At 64.5% G+C, this 16,634-nt stretch carries 20 protein-coding genes and 1 tRNA gene; 18 read left to right on the forward strand and 3 right to left on the reverse strand.

Features of this window, described 5'->3' with window-relative positions; translation table 11 throughout:
• Nucleotides 1-6 precede the first annotated feature (6 nt).
• Together clpA and ACWPWT_RS08875 are read right to left on the reverse strand one after the other, a co-directional pair.
• Nucleotides 7-2,325 (reverse strand): ATP-dependent Clp protease ATP-binding subunit ClpA, encoded by a 2,319-nt coding sequence (gene clpA, locus ACWPWT_RS08870; RefSeq protein ID WP_261269273.1) that lies wholly within the window; start codon nucleotides 2,323-2,325, stop codon nucleotides 7-9.
• A 179-nt stretch (nucleotides 2,326-2,504) separates the two neighbouring features.
• Entirely contained in the window at nucleotides 2,505-2,699 is a 195-nt protein-coding gene (locus ACWPWT_RS08875) for a DUF1192 domain-containing protein (RefSeq protein ID WP_261269365.1), read from the reverse strand.
• Nucleotides 2,700-2,826: 127 nt separating this feature from the next.
• Between ACWPWT_RS08875 and ACWPWT_RS08880 the strand changes: the two genes are divergently transcribed.
• From ACWPWT_RS08880 to ACWPWT_RS08895, 4 genes are all read left to right on the forward strand, one after another.
• Nucleotides 2,827-3,810, forward strand: a complete 984-nt coding sequence (locus ACWPWT_RS08880) for an NAD(P)H-quinone oxidoreductase (protein ID WP_454279908.1) — start codon at nucleotides 2,827-2,829, stop codon at nucleotides 3,808-3,810.
• Between the two features lie 96 nt (nucleotides 3,811-3,906).
• Complete coding sequence (locus tag ACWPWT_RS08885; RefSeq protein WP_454279374.1) at nucleotides 3,907-4,614, forward strand: hypothetical protein; 708 nt, start codon at nucleotides 3,907-3,909, stop codon at nucleotides 4,612-4,614.
• Between the two features lie 167 nt (nucleotides 4,615-4,781).
• Nucleotides 4,782-5,465, forward strand: coding sequence for a DUF1013 domain-containing protein (locus tag ACWPWT_RS08890; RefSeq protein WP_261269271.1), 684 nt, complete (start codon nucleotides 4,782-4,784; stop codon nucleotides 5,463-5,465).
• A 116-nt stretch (nucleotides 5,466-5,581) separates the two neighbouring features.
• Nucleotides 5,582-5,902, forward strand: coding sequence for a hypothetical protein (locus ACWPWT_RS08895; RefSeq protein WP_454279375.1), 321 nt, complete (start codon nucleotides 5,582-5,584; stop codon nucleotides 5,900-5,902).
• Between the two features lie 183 nt (nucleotides 5,903-6,085).
• On the opposite strand, the gene ACWPWT_RS08900 is transcribed toward ACWPWT_RS08895, so the two are convergent.
• Nucleotides 6,086-6,161: transfer RNA gene (locus tag ACWPWT_RS08900), tRNA-Trp, on the reverse strand.
• A gap of 306 nt (nucleotides 6,162-6,467) precedes the next feature.
• On the opposite strand from ACWPWT_RS08900, the gene rpsL reads away from it, so the two are divergent.
• From rpsL to rpmC, 14 genes are all read left to right on the forward strand, one after another.
• Entirely contained in the window at nucleotides 6,468-6,839 is a 372-nt protein-coding gene (rpsL, locus tag ACWPWT_RS08905) for a 30S ribosomal protein S12 (RefSeq protein WP_007406072.1), read from the forward strand.
• A 66-nt stretch (nucleotides 6,840-6,905) separates the two neighbouring features.
• Nucleotides 6,906-7,376, forward strand: coding sequence for a 30S ribosomal protein S7 (gene rpsG, locus ACWPWT_RS08910; RefSeq protein ID WP_007406077.1), 471 nt, complete (start codon nucleotides 6,906-6,908; stop codon nucleotides 7,374-7,376).
• A gap of 147 nt (nucleotides 7,377-7,523) precedes the next feature.
• On the forward strand, nucleotides 7,524-9,599 hold the full coding sequence (gene fusA / locus ACWPWT_RS08915) for an elongation factor G (RefSeq protein WP_042491194.1): 2,076 nt from the start codon (nucleotides 7,524-7,526) through the stop codon (nucleotides 9,597-9,599).
• A gap of 135 nt (nucleotides 9,600-9,734) precedes the next feature.
• On the forward strand, nucleotides 9,735-10,925 hold the full coding sequence (gene tuf / locus ACWPWT_RS08920; RefSeq protein WP_230481231.1) for an elongation factor Tu: 1,191 nt from the start codon (nucleotides 9,735-9,737) through the stop codon (nucleotides 10,923-10,925).
• Between the two features lie 561 nt (nucleotides 10,926-11,486).
• Nucleotides 11,487-11,795, forward strand: coding sequence for a 30S ribosomal protein S10 (gene rpsJ, locus ACWPWT_RS08925; protein WP_007406109.1), 309 nt, complete (start codon nucleotides 11,487-11,489; stop codon nucleotides 11,793-11,795).
• Between the two features lie 284 nt (nucleotides 11,796-12,079).
• Nucleotides 12,080-12,814 (forward strand): 50S ribosomal protein L3, encoded by a 735-nt coding sequence (rplC, locus tag ACWPWT_RS08930; RefSeq protein ID WP_056430750.1) that lies wholly within the window; start codon nucleotides 12,080-12,082, stop codon nucleotides 12,812-12,814.
• 3 nt (nucleotides 12,815-12,817) lie between these two features.
• Nucleotides 12,818-13,444: a 50S ribosomal protein L4 gene (rplD, locus tag ACWPWT_RS08935; RefSeq protein WP_261269269.1), complete on the forward strand. Its 627-nt coding sequence runs from the start codon at nucleotides 12,818-12,820 to the stop codon at nucleotides 13,442-13,444.
• Nucleotides 13,437-13,748 (forward strand): 50S ribosomal protein L23, encoded by a 312-nt coding sequence (locus tag ACWPWT_RS08940; protein ID WP_261269268.1) that lies wholly within the window; start codon nucleotides 13,437-13,439, stop codon nucleotides 13,746-13,748. The genes rplD and ACWPWT_RS08940 overlap by 8 nt, the downstream gene beginning before the upstream one ends.
• A gap of 4 nt (nucleotides 13,749-13,752) precedes the next feature.
• Nucleotides 13,753-14,604 carry a 50S ribosomal protein L2 gene (gene rplB / locus ACWPWT_RS08945; RefSeq protein WP_261269267.1) on the forward strand — a complete coding sequence of 284 codons (852 nt, stop codon included), beginning with the start codon at nucleotides 13,753-13,755 and terminating at the stop codon, nucleotides 14,602-14,604.
• 6 nt (nucleotides 14,605-14,610) lie between these two features.
• Complete coding sequence (gene rpsS / locus ACWPWT_RS08950) at nucleotides 14,611-14,889, forward strand: 30S ribosomal protein S19 (RefSeq protein WP_037569384.1); 279 nt, start codon at nucleotides 14,611-14,613, stop codon at nucleotides 14,887-14,889.
• On the forward strand, nucleotides 14,889-15,266 hold the full coding sequence (gene rplV, locus ACWPWT_RS08955) for a 50S ribosomal protein L22 (RefSeq protein WP_175313828.1): 378 nt from the start codon (nucleotides 14,889-14,891) through the stop codon (nucleotides 15,264-15,266). The genes rpsS and rplV overlap by 1 nt, the downstream gene beginning before the upstream one ends.
• On the forward strand, nucleotides 15,266-15,976 hold the full coding sequence (gene rpsC, locus ACWPWT_RS08960; RefSeq protein ID WP_007406047.1) for a 30S ribosomal protein S3: 711 nt from the start codon (nucleotides 15,266-15,268) through the stop codon (nucleotides 15,974-15,976). Before rplV ends, rpsC begins: the two co-directional genes overlap by 1 nt.
• A 12-nt stretch (nucleotides 15,977-15,988) precedes the next feature.
• Nucleotides 15,989-16,423 (forward strand): 50S ribosomal protein L16, encoded by a 435-nt coding sequence (gene rplP, locus ACWPWT_RS08965; protein WP_007406071.1) that lies wholly within the window; start codon nucleotides 15,989-15,991, stop codon nucleotides 16,421-16,423.
• On the forward strand, nucleotides 16,423-16,623 hold the full coding sequence (gene rpmC, locus ACWPWT_RS08970; protein ID WP_007406063.1) for a 50S ribosomal protein L29: 201 nt from the start codon (nucleotides 16,423-16,425) through the stop codon (nucleotides 16,621-16,623). Before rplP ends, rpmC begins: the two co-directional genes overlap by 1 nt.
• Nucleotides 16,624-16,634 lie beyond the last annotated feature (11 nt).

Below are 16,634 nucleotides of genomic sequence, written 5' to 3' on the forward strand. Positions count from 1 at the left end.
TTGCGCTTATTCGGCGTCGACCGATGCGGGCTTGCCACCCTTCTTGCGCGGCTTTTTGGGCGCGGCGGGTTCGATTGCGAAGGACAATGCGCCGTCCTTCATCTTCACCGTCACCTCGCCGCCATGGACCAGCTTGCCGAACAACAATTCCTCGGCGAGCGGCTGCTTGATCTTCTCCTGGATCAGGCGGCCCATCGGACGCGCACCGTACAGGCGGTCATAGCCCTTTTCGGTGAGCCAGCTCTTCGCCGCCTCGTCCAGGCTGATATGGACGTGACGATCGGCCAGCTGGAGTTCGAGCTGGAGGATGAACTTGTCGACCACCCGCGCCACGACTTCCGGCGGCAGATAGCCGAAGGGCACGATCGCATCGAGGCGGTTGCGGAATTCCGGCGTGAACATCTTCTGCACGGCCTGCTCATCCTCGCCCTCGCGGGTGAGATTGCCGAACCCGACCGTCTCGCGCGCCATGTCGGCGGCGCCCGCATTGGTCGTCATGATGATGATCGTGTTGCGGAAATCGACCGTCTTGCCGTGGTGATCGGTCAGCTTCCCATTGTCCATCACCTGCAACAGGATGTTGAACAGATCGGGATGCGCCTTCTCGATCTCGTCGAGCAGCAACACCGAATGCGGATTCTGGTCGACCGCATCGGTCAGCAGGCCGCCCTGGTCGTATCCGACATAGCCCGGAGGGGCACCGATCAGACGGCTGACCGAGTGACGCTCCATATATTCGGACATGTCGAACCGCTGGAGCGGAATGCCCAGGATCGTCGCCAGCTGGCGCGCAACCTCGGTCTTGCCGACCCCGGTGGGGCCGGTGAACAGATAGTTGCCGATCGGCTTGTCGGGATCGCGCAGACCCGCCCGGCTGAGCTTGATCGCCGAGGACAGATTCTCGATCGCGGCATTCTGGCCGAACACCACGCGCTTCAGATCGGTCTCCAGCGTCTCGAGCTGCTGGCGGTCGTCGGTCGACACGCTCTTCGGCGGGATGCGCGCCATGGTGGCGATCACAGCCTCAATCTCCTTGGGCGTGATCGTCTTCTTGCGCTTGCTGACCGGCACCAGCATCTGCATCGCGCCCACTTCGTCGATCACGTCGATCGCCTTGTCGGGCAGCTTGCGGTCGTTGATGTAGCGCGCCGACAGCTCGACCGCCGACTTGATCGCATCGGGCGTATACTTGACCTGATGGTGATCCTCGAACGCCGAACGGAGACCGGCGAGGATCTTGATCGTGTCTTCGATCGTCGGCTCGTTCACGTCGATCTTCTGGAACCGGCGCAGCAGCGCGCGGTCCTTTTCGAAGTGGTTGCGGAACTCCTTGTAGGTGGTCGAGCCGATGCAGCGGATCGTGCCGCCCGACAGAGCGGGCTTGAGCAGGTTCGACGCATCCATCGCCCCGCCGCTGGTCGCGCCGGCGCCGATGACGGTGTGGATCTCGTCGATGAAGAGGACTGCGTGGGGCAGCTTCTCCAGCTCGTTGACGACCGCCTTCAGCCGCTCCTCGAAATCACCGCGATAGCGGGTGCCCGCCAGTAGCGCGCCCATATCGAGCGAGTAGATGACGGCGTTCAGCAGCACTTCGGGGACGTTGCCCTCGATGATCTTGCGAGCCAGGCCCTCGGCGATGGCGGTCTTGCCGACGCCGGGATCGCCCACATAGAGCGGATTGTTCTTCGACCGGCGGCACAGGATCTGGACGGTGCGGTCCACCTCGGGCCCGCGCCCGATCAGCGGATCGACCTTGCCCGCCTTGGCCTTTTCATTGAGGTCGACGGTGAACTGCTTGAGCGCGCTCTCGCCCTTGCCCTTTTCGGCGGGCTTGGCGGGCTTTTCCTCCTCGGCGCCCTTGGGCGGGGTGGCTTCGCTGGTCGCGCCACCCTTGCCGACGCCGTGGCTGATGAAGCTGACGGCATCCAGGCGGCTCATATCCTGCTGTTGCAGGAAATAGACGGCGTAGGATTCGCGTTCGGAAAACAGGGCGACCAGCACGTTCGCGCCGGTCACCTCGTCGCGGCCCGACGACTGGACATGCAGGATCGCGCGCTGGACGACGCGCTGGAACCCGCTGGTGGGGGAGGGGTCGGTCGCCGCGTCGACCTTCAGGGCGTCGAGTTCGGCGTCCAGATACTGGGCGACCGTGGCCTTCAGCTCGCCCAGGTCGACATGGCATGCCTCCATCACCTTGGAGGCATGTTCGTCGTCGATCAGCGCGAGCAGCAGGTGCTCCAGCGTGGCATATTCATGGCGCCGCACGGTCGCGGCTTCCAGCGCCTTGTGAAGCGTGGTCTCGAGCGCGGGGGCGAAAGATGGCATCTACGATACTCCTGGCGGAGCGCATGGGACATGCGTTCCGTTTCGAACAATGTCGGGATGGATGGCCCCGGCATCAAGCGGGGGTAACGAACGGCGCTTCAACAAAGCGCATCGTGCGGATGGCGACGAGCCCGAAGATCGGCGAAAGGCGTAGGGTCGCCCGGCCGATCCCCGTGTCATCACCGCTTGAACAACGCGTCGGCGCTGGCGCGGTGGAGCGAGGCGCGCTCCATATGGCGTCGGGTCCGGTCGATTTCCGCTTCCAGCACCGCGATCCGTGCTTCCAGCTCGGCGAGCGAGAGCGGATCGAGGTCGGCCTGGACCAGCGCCGTCAGGCTGTCCGGGGTGCGGAAGGGGGAATCATCCTGTTCCATCTCGGGATGCAGCGTTGACCCGGTGGCCGCCGATGTCAATAACGGGTTCCCAATATGGGCCAATAGGGGGCGGTGATCGGTGCGCGCGGATAGCGATGTGATGGGAATCGTCGACATTCCCGAAATGATGACCGCCATCGACCCAGAGGCGGCGGGCGGACCCGAGGTGTTGGTCCCGACGCAGCGGCCTACCCCGACCCCTGGCGAGGGGGAGGTGCTGATCCGCGTCGCCGCCGCCGGGGTCAATCGGCCCGATGTGATGCAGCGCCAGGGGCTTTACCCGCCTCCGCCCGGCGCGCCGTCCATCCCGGGACTTGAGATCGCGGGCGACATCGTCGCGGTCGGGCCGGGCGTCGGGTTCGAGATGCTGGGCCAGCCGGTCTGTGCACTGATCGGCGGCGGCGGCTATGCCGAATATGCGGTCGCGGTCGCCGACCATTGCCTGTCCGTGCCGCACGGCCTGTCGATGGAGCAGGCGGCCGCGCTGCCCGAAACTTTGTTCACCGTGTGGACCAATGTCTTCGAACGCGCCTATGCCCGCGATGGCGAGACGCTGTTGGTGCATGGCGGCACCAGCGGCATCGGTACGATGGCGATCGCGCTGGGCAAGCTGTTCGGGTTGACGGTCATCGTCACCGCCGGGTCCGATGACAAATGCGCCGCCGCGCAAAAGCTCGGCGCGGCCAGGGCGATCAACTATAAATCGGTCGATTTCGTCGAAGCGGTGAAGGACTTCACCGACGGGCGCGGCGTCGACATCGTGCTGGACATGGTCGGCGGCGATTATCTGCCCCGCAACCTGAAATGCTTGGCCGAGGATGGGCGGCACGTCTCGATCGCGGTCCAGCGCGGGGCCAAGGCCGAGATTCCGATCTGGGAGGTCATGCGCCGCCGACTGACGCTGACCGGGTCGACGCTGCGCGGACGGGATCGCGAGTTCAAGGCGATGGTGGCCGACGAGATCGCGCGCATCGTCTGGCCGCATGTCGAGGAAGGGCGTCTTCGCCCCCTGATCGATCGCAGCTTCCCGCTGGCTGAAGCCGCCGAGGCGCATCGCCGGATGGAGGCGGGCGATCATCTGGGCAAGATCATCCTGACCCTGAACCGCTGACGCGGCGATGACGGCTTGATCGCCGCTGCAAAGATTGCGACGGATACTATATCCGGTCCGGCTGTTTCCCGGTATCGATAAGAGAGATTCGGGGGGATGATGATGGCGCAGCAATGGGGTCGGGCCGGGTTCGTCCTCACCATCGTCACGGTGGGGGCCGTGCCATTGGCTCCTGCCCAAGCGCAGTCCGCGCGCGACATCCTGACTCAGGCCTCGTTCGGCGATGCGGATGAGGCCAGCGCCCTTCGCCGGGTGGGCAACGCCTATGCTGCGGCGGGCAATGCGCTTCGCCGTGAGCCCGATGACCGGGAGGCGTTGCTGATGCGTGCCACCGCGCTCGGCTATCGGGCGAAGCTGACCGGCAACCGCGGCGACGCGGTGGCCGCGCGACGCCAGTTCGAGGCGCTGATCACCCAGAACCCGCGCGACGCGGAAGCGCAGGCGGCGCTGGGGGCGTGGCATATCGGCGCGGTGAAGAAGCTGGGCGCCATTGTCGGCCGCGCCGCTTTGGGAGCGCAGCGATCGATCGGGATGTCCGCGCTGGAGCGCGCCGTGGCGTTGGGTGGCGACCGCGCCTTGTTTCCGGGACTGGCCGCGCTGCTGCGGCTGGAGCTGGACCCCCGCGATCCGCGCGGTCGCGCGCTGGCCGAACAGGCGATGCGTGCCGAGGCGCCCACCGCGCTCGATCGCATCCTTCAGCGCGGCGCGGCACAGGTGCTGGTTCCGCTTCGGGCCGGGGACGCGCAGACCGCGCGCAGGCTCGCGTCGCAGCTCCTTCCCTTTGGCCGATTCGACGATGATTGAGCCGCCTCGCCGGGGCTGATGTACGCGGCGGCTTCGCCATGCCGGATCGTCGCGGGCAGTTTGTGGCGGCGCACCTTGCTCTTCGGGGCGCTTTTCTCTAGATTTGTCGCAGCTACGGCCGCTCCGGTGAGGGGCGGCCCTTTTATTTTCCGACTGGAGTGATCCCCGTGGCCCAGCCGCTCATGCCCCATGCGACCGCTTCCTGGCTGGTCGACAACACGTCGCTCTCGTTCGAGCAGATCGCGGATTTCTGCGGCCTCCACATCCTCGAAGTGCAGGCGATCGCCGACGACACGGCCGCCACCAAGCTGACCGGCCGTGATCCTGTCCGCGCGCACGAACTGACCCAGAGCGAGATCGAGAAGGCGCAGGCCAATCCCGATTATCGCATGAAGATGACCAAGGGCCCCGAGCAGGTCCGCCGTACCAAGGGCCCGCGCTACACGCCGGTCAGCAAGCGGCAGGACAAGCCGGACGGCATCGCCTGGATCATCCGCAACCATCCGGAAATCTCGGATGGCGCCATCTCCAACCTGATCGGCACCACGCGCACGACGATCGCCGCGATCCGCGACCGCAGCCACTGGAACATCGCCAACATCACGCCGAAGGATCCGGTGACGCTGGGCCTGACCACGCAGCGCGAGCTCGACTCGGCGGTGGCCAAGGCGGCGAAGTCGACCGGGGGCAACGCCGATGCGCAGCCGACCGACACCCGTCTGGAGGGCGACCGCGAAGCGCTGCTCGCCTCGCTGCGTGCCGAGCGCGAGCAGCAGAGCCGCGACATCGATTCGATCGGGCATGGCCATGGCGACGACGTGATCGACCCGCACTCGCTGTTCCGCAGCTGATCGCTCGGGCATTTGCCCGCAATCGTGAAGGGGCGTCCGTCGACATGGCGGGCGCCCTTTTGCGTGAGGGGGAACGGGGGCTCTCCTATCCCGTTGAACGGCCGAGGAGATTATTCATGTCCGACAATGACAAGCGGCCACCCCAGCCTTTCGACCGCGATAACGGCTATTCGGGGCAGGACTATCACCGCGACGAGGAGGCCGCGATGGGTCGGGCGGAGCCGTCGGGCCGCGTGACGACCACGCCACCCGCCAAGGGTGAGGGGAATGCCGAGACGAGCCTGCCCAACGATAATGGCCGCCGCCCCTCGATCGACCCGGAAACGGGCGAAGTGCATGGTAGTGGGGCAGGGGCCGGCGGCGGCCATCGCGGTGACGAGATCGATGAAGTCGACCCGGCTACGCCGCCGGGTGTGGGGGTACGCCCCGTAAACTGATCCGCTATTCCTCGCCTGCAACGGCAGGGGGCAGGCGAGGGCCTGACAAAGGCGTGTCGCGCTCCCGATAGGGGGTAAGCCCCTCCACCAGCTCCACTGGTCCCCGGGCTTTGCAGGGGAGGAATGGGCGAAACCACCCTCACCGCGAACGATGTGGGGTCGATCCAGCGATGTCATGAAAAGTGGCAGGAGTGCACGGACTCGAACCGTGGGCCCTCGGTTTTGGAGACCGATGCTCTACCAACTGAGCTACACTCCTGCGAGGCGGCCGCCATTAGCCCGACTGATCGGGCAGGGCAAGCGCCTGTGTGACGAAAATCGTAACTTTGTTCGTGGCGCCCGGTTTCCCGTGTTTCGAGGTGACGTTGACCGCACAGGCCTTCACGCGTATAGGCCGCCGCTGCACGAAGGGGATTTCTCGGGAATCGGGACATGTCCGTCGGGCAAGCTTGAACATTGCTGGATGCGAATATGGGCCGGGCGACAGCTGCGATGGCCCCTTTTTGTATTCCTAAGTGCTGTGATGGCTCCAGCAAAGTAACCTCATGGAAAGGTGAAGGCTTCAATGCCGACGATCAACCAGCTGGTCCGCAAGGGCCGCGAACTGCAGAAGGCCAAGTCCAAGGTCCCTGCAATGGAGCAGAACCCGCAGAAGCGCGGCGTTTGCACCCGTGTCTACACGACGACCCCGAAGAAGCCGAACTCGGCACTTCGCAAGGTGGCCAAGGTCCGTCTGACCAACAGCCGCGAAGTCATCTCGTACATCCCGGGCGAAGGCCACAACCTGCAGGAGCACTCGGTGGTGCTCATCCGCGGCGGCCGTGTGCGCGACCTTCCCGGCGTGCGCTACCACGTGCTGCGCGGCGTTCTCGACACGCAGGGCGTGAAGGATCGCAAGCAGTCCCGCTCGAAGTACGGCGCCAAGCGTCCGAAGTAAGCCGGTCGGGCCTGTCTTCAGGCTCCTCGACCATCAAAGGCTGAAGTTTTGTAAGGAAATACGAGAATGGCTCGTCGTCGTCGTCCCGAAAAGCGGGAAATCCTGCCGGACCCCAAGTTCGGAGATGTGGTCCTGTCGAAGTTCATGAATTCGGTCATGCTGGACGGTAAGAAGTCCGTGGCCGAAGCCATCGTCTACGGTGCTCTGGAAACCGTCGAGACGCGCGCCAAGCGCGATCCGATCGGCGTGTTCCACGATGCGCTGAACAACATCAAGCCGGGCATCGAAGTCCGTTCGCGCCGCGTCGGTGGTGCGACCTACCAGGTTCCGGTCGAAGTCCGTCCGGAGCGTGCCCAGGCTCTGGCCATCCGTTGGCTGATCGGCGCGTCGCGCGCCCGTTCGGAGAACACGATGGCGGCGCGTCTGTCGGGTGAGCTGATGGATGCCGCGAACAACCGTGGCAACGCGGTCAAGAAGCGCGAAGATACGCACCGCATGGCGGAAGCGAATCGCGCCTTCTCGCACTACCGCTGGTAAGGGCCTTGCGGCGGACCGGAATAATTTCCGCTCTGCCGCAACCTTTTCAGGGTGCGGTGCCGGCGGTCTTCCGCTGGTCACGCAAACAGCCTATATAAGGGGGAGCCGGGCCAACCGGCTCCCCCCTACGCTTGAGGAAGATCGATCATGGCCCGCAGCCATCCGCTCGAGAAGTATCGCAACATCGGCATCATGGCGCACATCGATGCCGGCAAGACGACCACGACCGAGCGCATTCTTTATTACACCGGCAAGTCCTACAAGATCGGCGAAGTGCACGAAGGCACCGCCACCATGGACTGGATGGAGCAGGAGCAGGAGCGCGGCATCACCATCACGTCGGCCGCGACGACCTGTTTCTGGAACGACAACCGCATCAACATCATCGACACCCCCGGGCACGTCGACTTCACCATCGAAGTGGAGCGTTCGCTCCGCGTGCTCGACGGCGCGGTCGCCTGCTTCGACGGCGTGGCGGGTGTTGAGCCGCAGTCGGAAACCGTGTGGCGTCAGGCCGACAAGTACGGCGTGCCGCGCATGTGCTTCGTCAACAAGCTCGACCGCACCGGCGCCGACTTCTATTTCTGCGTGAACTCGATCATCGAGCGCCTCGGCGCGCGTCCGGCGGTCCTGTATCTGCCGATCGGCATCGAGGGCGGCTTCAAGGGTCTCGTCGACCTGGTCGAGAACCGCGCGATCATCTGGCTCGAAGAGTCGCTGGGCGCGAAGTTCGAATATCAGGACATCCCCGATGACCTGAAGGAAAAGGCCGCCAAGTATCGCAGCGACCTGATCGAAATGGCCGTCGAGCAGGACGATGCCGCGATGGAATCGTACCTGGAAGGCAACGAGCCGTCGGTCGAAGAGCTGAAGAAGCTGATCCGCAAGGGCACGCTGGAAATGGCGTTCGTCCCCGTGGTCTGCGGCTCGGCGTTCAAGAACAAGGGCGTGCAGCCCCTGCTCGACGCGGTCATCGACTATCTGCCTTCGCCGCTCGACGTTCCGGCCATCAAGGGCGTGAAGCTCGACGGCGAGACGCCGGACGAGCGTCCTTCGTCGGACACCGAGCCCTTCTCGGCGCTGGCGTTCAAGATCATGAACGACCCGTTCGTCGGTTCGCTGACCTTCGCCCGCATCTATTCGGGCAAGCTCGAGACCTCGTCGCAGGTCCTGAACTCGGTCAAGGACAAGAAGGAAAAGATCGGCCGCATGCTGCTCATGCATGCGAACAGCCGTGAGGACATCCAGGAAGCCTATGCCGGCGACATCGTCGCTCTGGCGGGCCTCAAGGATACCACGACCGGTGACACGCTCTGCGCGCAGAACGCCCCGATCATCCTCGAGCGGATGGAATTCCCCGAGCCCGTGATCGAGCTGTCGGTGGAGCCGAAGACCAAGGCCGACCAGGAGAAGATGGGCGTCGCGCTCAATCGTCTCGCGCGTGAGGACCCCTCGTTCCGCGTGACCTCGGACGCCGAGTCGGGCCAGACCATCATCAAGGGCATGGGCGAGCTCCATCTCGAGATCCTGGTCGACCGCATGAAGCGCGAGTTCAAGGTCGAGGCGAATGTCGGTGCGCCGCAGGTGGCGTATCGCGAATACCTCAAGAAGCCGGTCGATATCGACTATACGCACAAGAAGCAGTCGGGCGGCACCGGCCAGTTCGGCCGCGTCAAGGTCAAGCTGACCCCGGGCGAGCGTGGTTCGGGCTTCGTCTTCAAGGACGAGATCAAGGGCGGTAACATTCCGAAGGAATATATCCCCGCGATCGAGAAGGGCTTCCGTGAAACCGCGGAAACCGGTTCGCTGGTCGGCTTCCCGATCATCGACTTCGAAGTCCTGCTGTATGACGGCGCGTACCACGACGTCGACTCGTCGGCGCTGGCGTTCGAAATCTGTGCCCGCGGCGCGATGCGCGAAGCGGCCCAGAAGTCGGGCATCACGCTGCTCGAGCCGGTCATGAAGGTCGAAGTCGTGACCCCGGAAGACTATCTGGGCGACGTCATCGGCGACATGAACAGCCGTCGCGGCCAGATCCAGGGCACCGACACGCGCGGCAACGCGCAGACGGTCGAGGCGATGGTCCCGCTGGCCAACATGTTCGGCTATGTGAACGCGCTCCGCTCGTTCACCCAGGGTCGTGCGCAGTACTCGATGCAGTTCTCGCATTATGACGAAGTGCCGCAGAACGTGGCGGACGAAGTCAAGGCGAAGATGGCCTAAGGCGTATATCGTGCCCCCAGGGCGACCTGGGGGTGCGAGCACGCTAGGGGCTGGCAATCACTTGAAACACCCGCTATGGGGCCGCGTTCGCGTGGCCTCGGATGCGGCACCGAATTCGATTCAGAAGGTAGGAAAATGGCAAAGGCAAAATTCGAGCGGAACAAGCCGCACCTCAACATCGGCACCATCGGTCACGTCGACCATGGCAAGACCTCGCTGACCGCCGCAATCACCAAGGTTCTGGCCGAGACGACCGGCGGTACCGCCGTCGACTTCGCGAACATCGACAAGGCTCCGGAAGAGCGCGAGCGCGGCATCACGATCTCGACCGCGCACGTCGAGTATGAGACGACGAACCGCCACTATGCGCACGTCGACTGCCCCGGCCACGCCGACTATGTGAAGAACATGATCACCGGCGCGGCGCAGATGGACGGCGCGATCCTCGTCGTGTCTTCGACCGATGGCCCGATGCCGCAGACCCGCGAGCACATCCTGCTGGCCCGCCAGGTCGGCGTGCCCGCGATGGTCGTGTTCATGAACAAGGTTGACCTAGTCGACGACGAGGAAATCCTCGAGCTGGTCGAGCTGGAAATCCGCGAGCTGCTGAGCTCGTACGAATTCCCGGGCGACGACATCCCCGTCATCAAGGGTTCGGCGACCTGCGCTCTGTCGGGTTCGAACGACAAGTTCGGCAAGGAAGCCGTCCTCGAGCTGATGAAGGCCGTTGACGACTACATCCCGCAGCCCGAGCGTCCGCTCGACAAGCCGTTCATGATGCCGATCGAAGACGTGTTCTCGATCTCGGGTCGTGGTACGGTCGTCACCGGCCGCGTCGAGACCGGCATCGTCAAGGTTGGCGAAGAAGTCGAGATCGTCGGCATCAACGACACCCGCAAGACCACCGTCACGGGCGTCGAAATGTTCCGCAAGCTGCTCGACTCGGGTGAAGCCGGCGATAACATCGGCGCGCTGATCCGTGGCGTTGCGCGCGACCAGGTCGAGCGTGGCCAGGTTCTCTGCAAGCCGGGTTCGATCAAGCCGCACACCGACTTCAAGTCGGAAGTGTACGTCCTGTCGAAGGAAGAGGGCGGCCGTCACACCCCGTTCTTCGCGAACTATCGTCCGCAGTTCTACTTCCGCACGACCGACGTCACCGGCACCGTCGAGCTGCCTGAGGGCACCGAGATGGTCATGCCGGGCGACAACGTCGCTCTGGGCGTGAAGCTGATCGCTCCGATCGCCATGGACATCGGTCAGCGCTTCACGATCCGTGAAGGCGGCCGCACCGTCGGCGCCGGCGTCGTCAGCGCGATCGACAAGTAAGCCTCGGGCGAAAGCCTGAAACTTATCGGCAAAGGGCCGGCCCCGGCGACGGGGTCGGCCTTTTTCGTGTGTGGCCGTCGCCGCAGCGAAGACTGGTGCCTGTCTCGGCGGAGCGCGCCAGGTGAGAGGTCCCGGCCGCTGCTGGGGTGACCGGGAAGGGGCCTCCGTTCGCGCCGAGCGCAGCCGAAGTGCCCGCCCCGCGGTCTCCGCTTTCCTGCTGCCTTCGACTTCGCTCAGGCCGAACGACGGTTGGTGTTTTGGTTGGTGGGCACCGGTTCCACCCGTCCCAACAAAAACCCGCATCCGCCCCTTGCGGCACCCCCGCCATATGCGTATAGGCACGTGCCTTGAGGGAATCGGCTGGCACCGGGAATACCGGAGTCGGCCGTTTGCTTTTAGTGAGGGCAGGGTCGGTTTTCGCCTCTGTCGCAACCCAGAGTTTGTTTCGGCCCAAGGTCGCCTTCACGGTGGATGGTCGAGTGCCCGGTCGGACAGCCGATCGCACTTGATATCCATGGTGGGGAAAACCCGAAGGCCCGCTCTTTCGCATCGGTAGGGATCATGGACAGCAATATCCGCATTCGTCTGAAGGCGTTCGACCATCGCGTGCTCGATCAGGCGACCGGCGACATCGCCGACACCGCGCGCCGCACCGGCGCTCTTATCCGCGGTCCGATCCCGCTTCCGACGCGCATCGAGAAGTTCACGGTCAACCGTGGTCCGCACATCGACAAGAAGTCGCGCGAGCAGTTCGAGGTCCGCACCTACAAGCGGATGCTGGACATCGTGCAGCCGACCCCGCAGACCGTCGATGCGCTGATGAAGCTCGACCTCGCCGCAGGTGTTGATGTCGAGATCAAGCTGGCGTAAGAGGGCCGGCATTCCCGTGGTCGACGATTCCGTCCCACGGGATTTTGGCGTTTCTCCGGCCTGAAGCTGCCGGAAAACGCGCCGAGGTCGCTCCCGTGATCCGGCACTCTTAAGGGATACCGCCCGGTGATCTCGCGCAAGCGAGATGGTGCCGGGGCAGCGTCCCCCGTCTGACCGGCTTGCCGGTCGCCAGCCCGGGACGGGGGCTCGTTTCGCTTTAATCGGGCTGGATATGCCCCCCTTGAATGGTTCTTGGGGGCCTCTGTCGAGGAAGGAACAGGATCATGCGTACCGGCGTGATCGCGAAGAAGCTGGGGATGACCCGCCTGTTCCAGGACGACGGTCGGCACGTGCCGGTCACCGTCCTGGCGCTTGAAGGCGTACAGGTTGTCGCTCGCCGCGAGATGGATCGTGACGGCTACACCGCCGTCCAGCTTGGCGCAGGTGTCGCCAAGACCAAGAATGTTGCCAAGCCGCAGCGTGGCCACTTCGGCAAGGCCGAAGTCGAGCCCAAGCAGGTGCTGGTCGAGTTCCGCGTGAACGAAGACGGCCTGCTGGACGTCGGCGCGGAAATCTCCGCCGACCATTTCGTCCCCGGCCAGTATGTCGATATCCAGGGTCGTACCCAGGGTAAGGGCTTTGCCGGTGCGATGAAGCGCTGGAACTTCGGTGGTCTGCGCGCGACCCACGGCGTCTCGGTCTCGCACCGTTCGCATGGTTCGACCGGTAACCGTCAGGATCCGGGCCGCGTCTTCAAGAACAAGAAGATGGCCGGCCACATGGGCGACAAGAACCGCACGCAGCAGAATCTGGAAATCGTGTCGACCGACGTCGAGCGCGGCCTGATCTTCGTCAAGGGCTCGGTGCCTGGCTCGAAGGGTGGCTGGCTGATCGTCAAGGACGCGGTCAAGGTTTCGCGCCACGCGGACGCCCCGTTCCCCGCCAGCATCAAGGCGGCCGCCAACAATAACGCTTCTGCCGAGCCTGCTCCGGAAGCCACCGAGAGCCAGGAGGGCTAAGTCGTGAAGGTCAAGGTTCAATCCTTCGCCGGCACCGACGCCGCGGACATCGAGCTCAACGACGAGGTCTTCGGCCTCGATCCGCGCGCCGACATCCTGCACCGCGTTGTGACCTGGCAGCTGGAAAAGCGTCGCGCCACTGCGCGCGGCACCCGTGAGCGCGCCGATGTCGCCCGCTCGGGCAAGAAGCTCGGTCGCCAGAAGGGCGGCGGTGTCGCTCGTCACGGCGATCGTCGGGCCCCCGTCTTCATCGGCGGTGGTAAGGCGCACGGCGCCCGCGTCCGCGACTTCAACCCGGGTCTGAACAAGAAGGTTCGCGCTCTGGGCCTGAAGATGGCGCTGTCGAGCCACGCCAAGGCGGGTTCGTTGATCGTGATGAACGATCTGTCCGTCGAAGGTAACAAGACGAAGACGCTGAAGGGCGATCTGGCGAAGCTGGGCTTCGGCAAGACCGCGCTGGTCATCGATGGCGACGCCGTCGAAACGTCGTTCGCGCTGGCCGCGGGCAACCTGAAGGAAATCAACATCCTTCCGGCGGCCGGTGCCAATGTCTACGACATTCTGAAGCATGACACCCTGGTGCTGACGCGCTCGGCTGTCGAAAAGCTGGAGGCCCGTTTCCATGGCTAAGCAGCAGAAGGCGGTCGATCCGCGTCATTACGACGTGATCGTTGCGCCGCACATCACCGAGAAGGCGACGCTCCTGAGCGAGCACAACGCCGTGGTGTTCAAGGTCGCCCCCGGTGCTTCCAAGCCCGAGATCAAGGCGGCGGTGGAAGCGCTGTTCGACGTGACCGTCACCGGCGTGAACACCATCGTCCAGAAGGGCAAGACCAAGAAGTGGAAGGGCGCTCCGTACCAGCGCTCGGACATGAAGAAGGCGATCGTCACCCTCAAGGACGGTCAGTCCATTGACGTGACGACGGGGATCTGAGCCGATGGCACTCAAGCATTATAATCCGACGAGCCCGGCCCGCCGCGGCCTGATCCTCGTCGACCGCTCGGCGCTGTGGAAGGGCGCGCCTGTGAAGGCGCTCACCGAAGGCAAGCGCAAGACCGGCGGCCGCAACAACAAGGGCCATGTGACCAGCCGCGGTATCGCGGGCGGCCACAAGCAGCGTTACCGCTTCATCGACTTCAAGCGTCGTCAGTGGGACGTCGAGGGCACCGTGGAGCGGATCGAATATGATCCCAACCGCACCGCCTTCATCGCGCTGATCAACTACGGCGCCGATGCCGAGGGCAAGGACAACGTTGCCTATATCATCGCGCCGCAGCGTCTGGCCGTTGGTGACAAGGTCATCGCCGGCAAGAAGACCGACGTGAAGCCGGGCAACGCGATGGAACTGGGCCAGATGCCGGTCGGCACCATCGTCCACAACGTCGAGATGAAGCCCGGCAAGGGCGGTCAGATCGCACGTTCGGCCGGCACCTATGTGCAGGTCGTGGGCCGCGACAAGGGCATGGTCATCGTTCGCCTGAACTCGGGTGAGCAGCGCTACATCCATGCCAACTGCATGGCGACCGTCGGCGCGGTGTCGAACCCCGACAACGGCAATACCAACCTGGCGAAGGCTGGTCGCAACCGTTGGAAGGGCCATCGCCCGCTGACCCGCGGTGTTGCGAAGAACCCGGTCGACCACCCGCACGGCGGTGGTGAAGGCCGGACCTCGGGCGGCCGTCATCCGGTCACCCCGTGGGGCAAGCCGACCAAGGGTGCGCGCACTCGTCACAACAAGGCGACGGACAAGATGATCATCCGTAGCCGTCACGCCAAGAAGAAGGGCTAACACGCAATGGCTCGTTCCGTTTGGAAGGGTCCTTTCGTGGACCTCCATCTCCTGAAGAAGGCCGAAGTGGCTCAGGATGCTGGCAACCGCGCAGGTCCGATCAAGACCTGGTCGCGTCGCTCGACCATCCTGCCGTCGTTCGTCGGCCTGACCTTCAACGTCTACAATGGTCGCAAGTTCGTTCCCGTCTCGGTGAACGAGGACATGGTCGGCATGAAGCTCGGTGAATTCGCGCCCACGCGCTATTTCCCCGGCCACGCTGCCGACAAGAAGGGTAAGCGCTGATGTCGAAGCCAGCATCCCCCCGCAAGGTCGGTGACAAGGAAGCGCTGTCGGTCGGCACGCAGATCCGTGGTTCGGCGCAGAAGCTGAACCTGGTCGCAGGCCTGATCCGCGGCAAGAAGGCCGGCGACGCGATGAACATCCTGGCCTTCTCGACGAAGGCGATGGCTGTCGACGCGCGCAAGGTGCTCGCCTCCGCGATCGCCAATGCCGAGAACAACCACAACCTCGACGTCGACGCGCTCGTCGTCGCCGAGGCGTCGGTCGGCAAGTCGATCACCATGAAGCGTTTCGCGACGCGCGGTCGCGGCAAGTCGACGCGCATCCTGAAGCCGTTTTCGCGGCTCCGCATCGTCGTCCGCGAGCAGGAAGAAGCATAATGGGTCAGAAGAGCAATCCGATCGGCCTGCGTCTCCAGATCAACCGTACCTGGGACAGCCGCTGGTTCGCCGAAGGCCATGACTATGGCCGTCTGCTGCTGGAGGATCTGAAGATCCGCCAGTACATCATGAAGACGCTGCCCCAGGCCGCGATCTCGAAGGTCGTCATCGAGCGTCCGGCCAAGCTGTGCCGCATCTCGATCTTCGCGGCGCGTCCGGGCGTGATCATCGGCAAGAAGGGCGCCGACATCGAAAAGCTTCGCAAGAAGCTGGGTTCGATGACCTCGTCCGACGTGTCGCTGAACATCGTCGAGATCCGCAAGCCCGAGATCGACGCCAAGCTCGTCGCACAGGGCGTCGCCGACCAGCTCGAGCGTCGTATCGCGTTCCGCCGCGCCATGAAGCGTGCGGTGCAGTCGGCGCTCCGTCTGGGCGCCGAAGGCATCCGTATCACTTGCGGCGGCCGTCTGGGCGGCGCGGAAATCGCGCGGACCGAATGGTATCGTGAAGGCCGCGTTCCGCTGCACACGCTGCGTGCGAACGTCGACTATGCTGAAGCGCAGGCGCACACCGCTTATGGCGTGTGCGGCGTGAAGGTGTGGATCTTCAAGGGCGAGATCCTGGGCCATGACCCCATGGCGCAGGACCGGCTGATGATGGAGGCTCAGACCTCCGGCGTGCGCCCGGCGCGCGACGATCATCGCCGCTAAGGATCAAAGAACATGCTGCAACCAAAGCGCACCAAGTTCCGCAAGGCCTTCAAGGGCCGCATCCACGGCGATGCGAAGGGCGGCACGAGCCTGAACTTCGGTTCCTATGGCCTGAAGGCCATGGAGCCGGAGCGCATCACCGCTCGCCAGATCGAGGCGGCTCGCCGCGCGATCACGCGTCACATCAAGCGCCAGGGTCGTCTCTGGATCCGCATCTTCCCGGACGTCCCCGTCTCGTCGAAGCCTGCCGAAGTCCGCATGGGCTCGGGTAAGGGTTCGCCGGAATTCTGGGCCGCCCGCGTGAAGCCGGGTCGCATCCTGTTCGAACTCGACGGTGTCGACGGCCCGCTGGCCGCCGAGGCATTCGAGCGCGCTGCGATGAAGCTGCCCATCAAGACCAAGGTCGTTGCCCGCCTGGGCGACACCTCGCACCTCGGAGGCGAGTAATGGCCAAGACTGAATATACCGGCCAGAGCGACGACCAGCTCGTCGAGGCGCTGGGCAACCTGAAGCGCGAGCAGTTCAACCTGCGCTTCCAGGCGGCCACGAGCCAGCTCGAAAAGCCCAGCCGGGTCAAGGAAGTCCGTCGCGACATCGCGCGGATCAAGACCATCCAGGCGCAGCGCACCGCTGCGGCTGCCAAGTAAGGACCGAGACA

This window comes from Sphingomonas sp. Marseille-Q8236 (assembly GCF_965112005.1).

Excerpts from the sequence above, each read along its gene's own strand:
- rpsG (WP_007406077.1), top strand. The coding sequence starts at position 6,906 with ATGGCTCGTCGTCGTCGTCCCGAAAAGCGGGAAATCCTGCCGGACCCC.
- tuf (WP_230481231.1), top strand. The coding sequence starts at position 9,735 with ATGGCAAAGGCAAAATTCGAGCGGAACAAGCCGCACCTCAACATCGGC.
- rpsL (WP_007406072.1), top strand. The coding sequence starts at position 6,468 with ATGCCGACGATCAACCAGCTGGTCCGCAAGGGCCGCGAACTGCAGAAG.
- ACWPWT_RS08885 (WP_454279374.1), top strand. The coding sequence starts at position 3,907 with ATGATGATGGCGCAGCAATGGGGTCGGGCCGGGTTCGTCCTCACCATC.
- ACWPWT_RS08940 (WP_261269268.1), top strand. The coding sequence starts at position 13,437 with ATGGCTAAGCAGCAGAAGGCGGTCGATCCGCGTCATTACGACGTGATC.
- rpsJ (WP_007406109.1), top strand. The coding sequence starts at position 11,487 with ATGGACAGCAATATCCGCATTCGTCTGAAGGCGTTCGACCATCGCGTG.
- rplP (WP_007406071.1), top strand. The coding sequence starts at position 15,989 with ATGCTGCAACCAAAGCGCACCAAGTTCCGCAAGGCCTTCAAGGGCCGC.
- rpsS (WP_037569384.1), top strand. The coding sequence starts at position 14,611 with ATGGCTCGTTCCGTTTGGAAGGGTCCTTTCGTGGACCTCCATCTCCTG.
- ACWPWT_RS08875 (WP_261269365.1), bottom strand. The coding sequence starts at position 2,699 with ATGGAACAGGATGATTCCCCCTTCCGCACCCCGGACAGCCTGACGGCG.
- rplC (WP_056430750.1), top strand. The coding sequence starts at position 12,080 with ATGCGTACCGGCGTGATCGCGAAGAAGCTGGGGATGACCCGCCTGTTC.
- clpA (WP_261269273.1), bottom strand. The coding sequence starts at position 2,325 with ATGCCATCTTTCGCCCCCGCGCTCGAGACCACGCTTCACAAGGCGCTG.
- fusA (WP_042491194.1), top strand. The coding sequence starts at position 7,524 with ATGGCCCGCAGCCATCCGCTCGAGAAGTATCGCAACATCGGCATCATG.
- ACWPWT_RS08895 (WP_454279375.1), top strand. The coding sequence starts at position 5,582 with ATGTCCGACAATGACAAGCGGCCACCCCAGCCTTTCGACCGCGATAAC.
- rplV (WP_175313828.1), top strand. The coding sequence starts at position 14,889 with ATGTCGAAGCCAGCATCCCCCCGCAAGGTCGGTGACAAGGAAGCGCTG.
- rplB (WP_261269267.1), top strand. The coding sequence starts at position 13,753 with ATGGCACTCAAGCATTATAATCCGACGAGCCCGGCCCGCCGCGGCCTG.
- rpmC (WP_007406063.1), top strand. The coding sequence starts at position 16,423 with ATGGCCAAGACTGAATATACCGGCCAGAGCGACGACCAGCTCGTCGAG.
- ACWPWT_RS08880 (WP_454279908.1), top strand. The coding sequence starts at position 2,827 with ATGACCGCCATCGACCCAGAGGCGGCGGGCGGACCCGAGGTGTTGGTC.
- rpsC (WP_007406047.1), top strand. The coding sequence starts at position 15,266 with ATGGGTCAGAAGAGCAATCCGATCGGCCTGCGTCTCCAGATCAACCGT.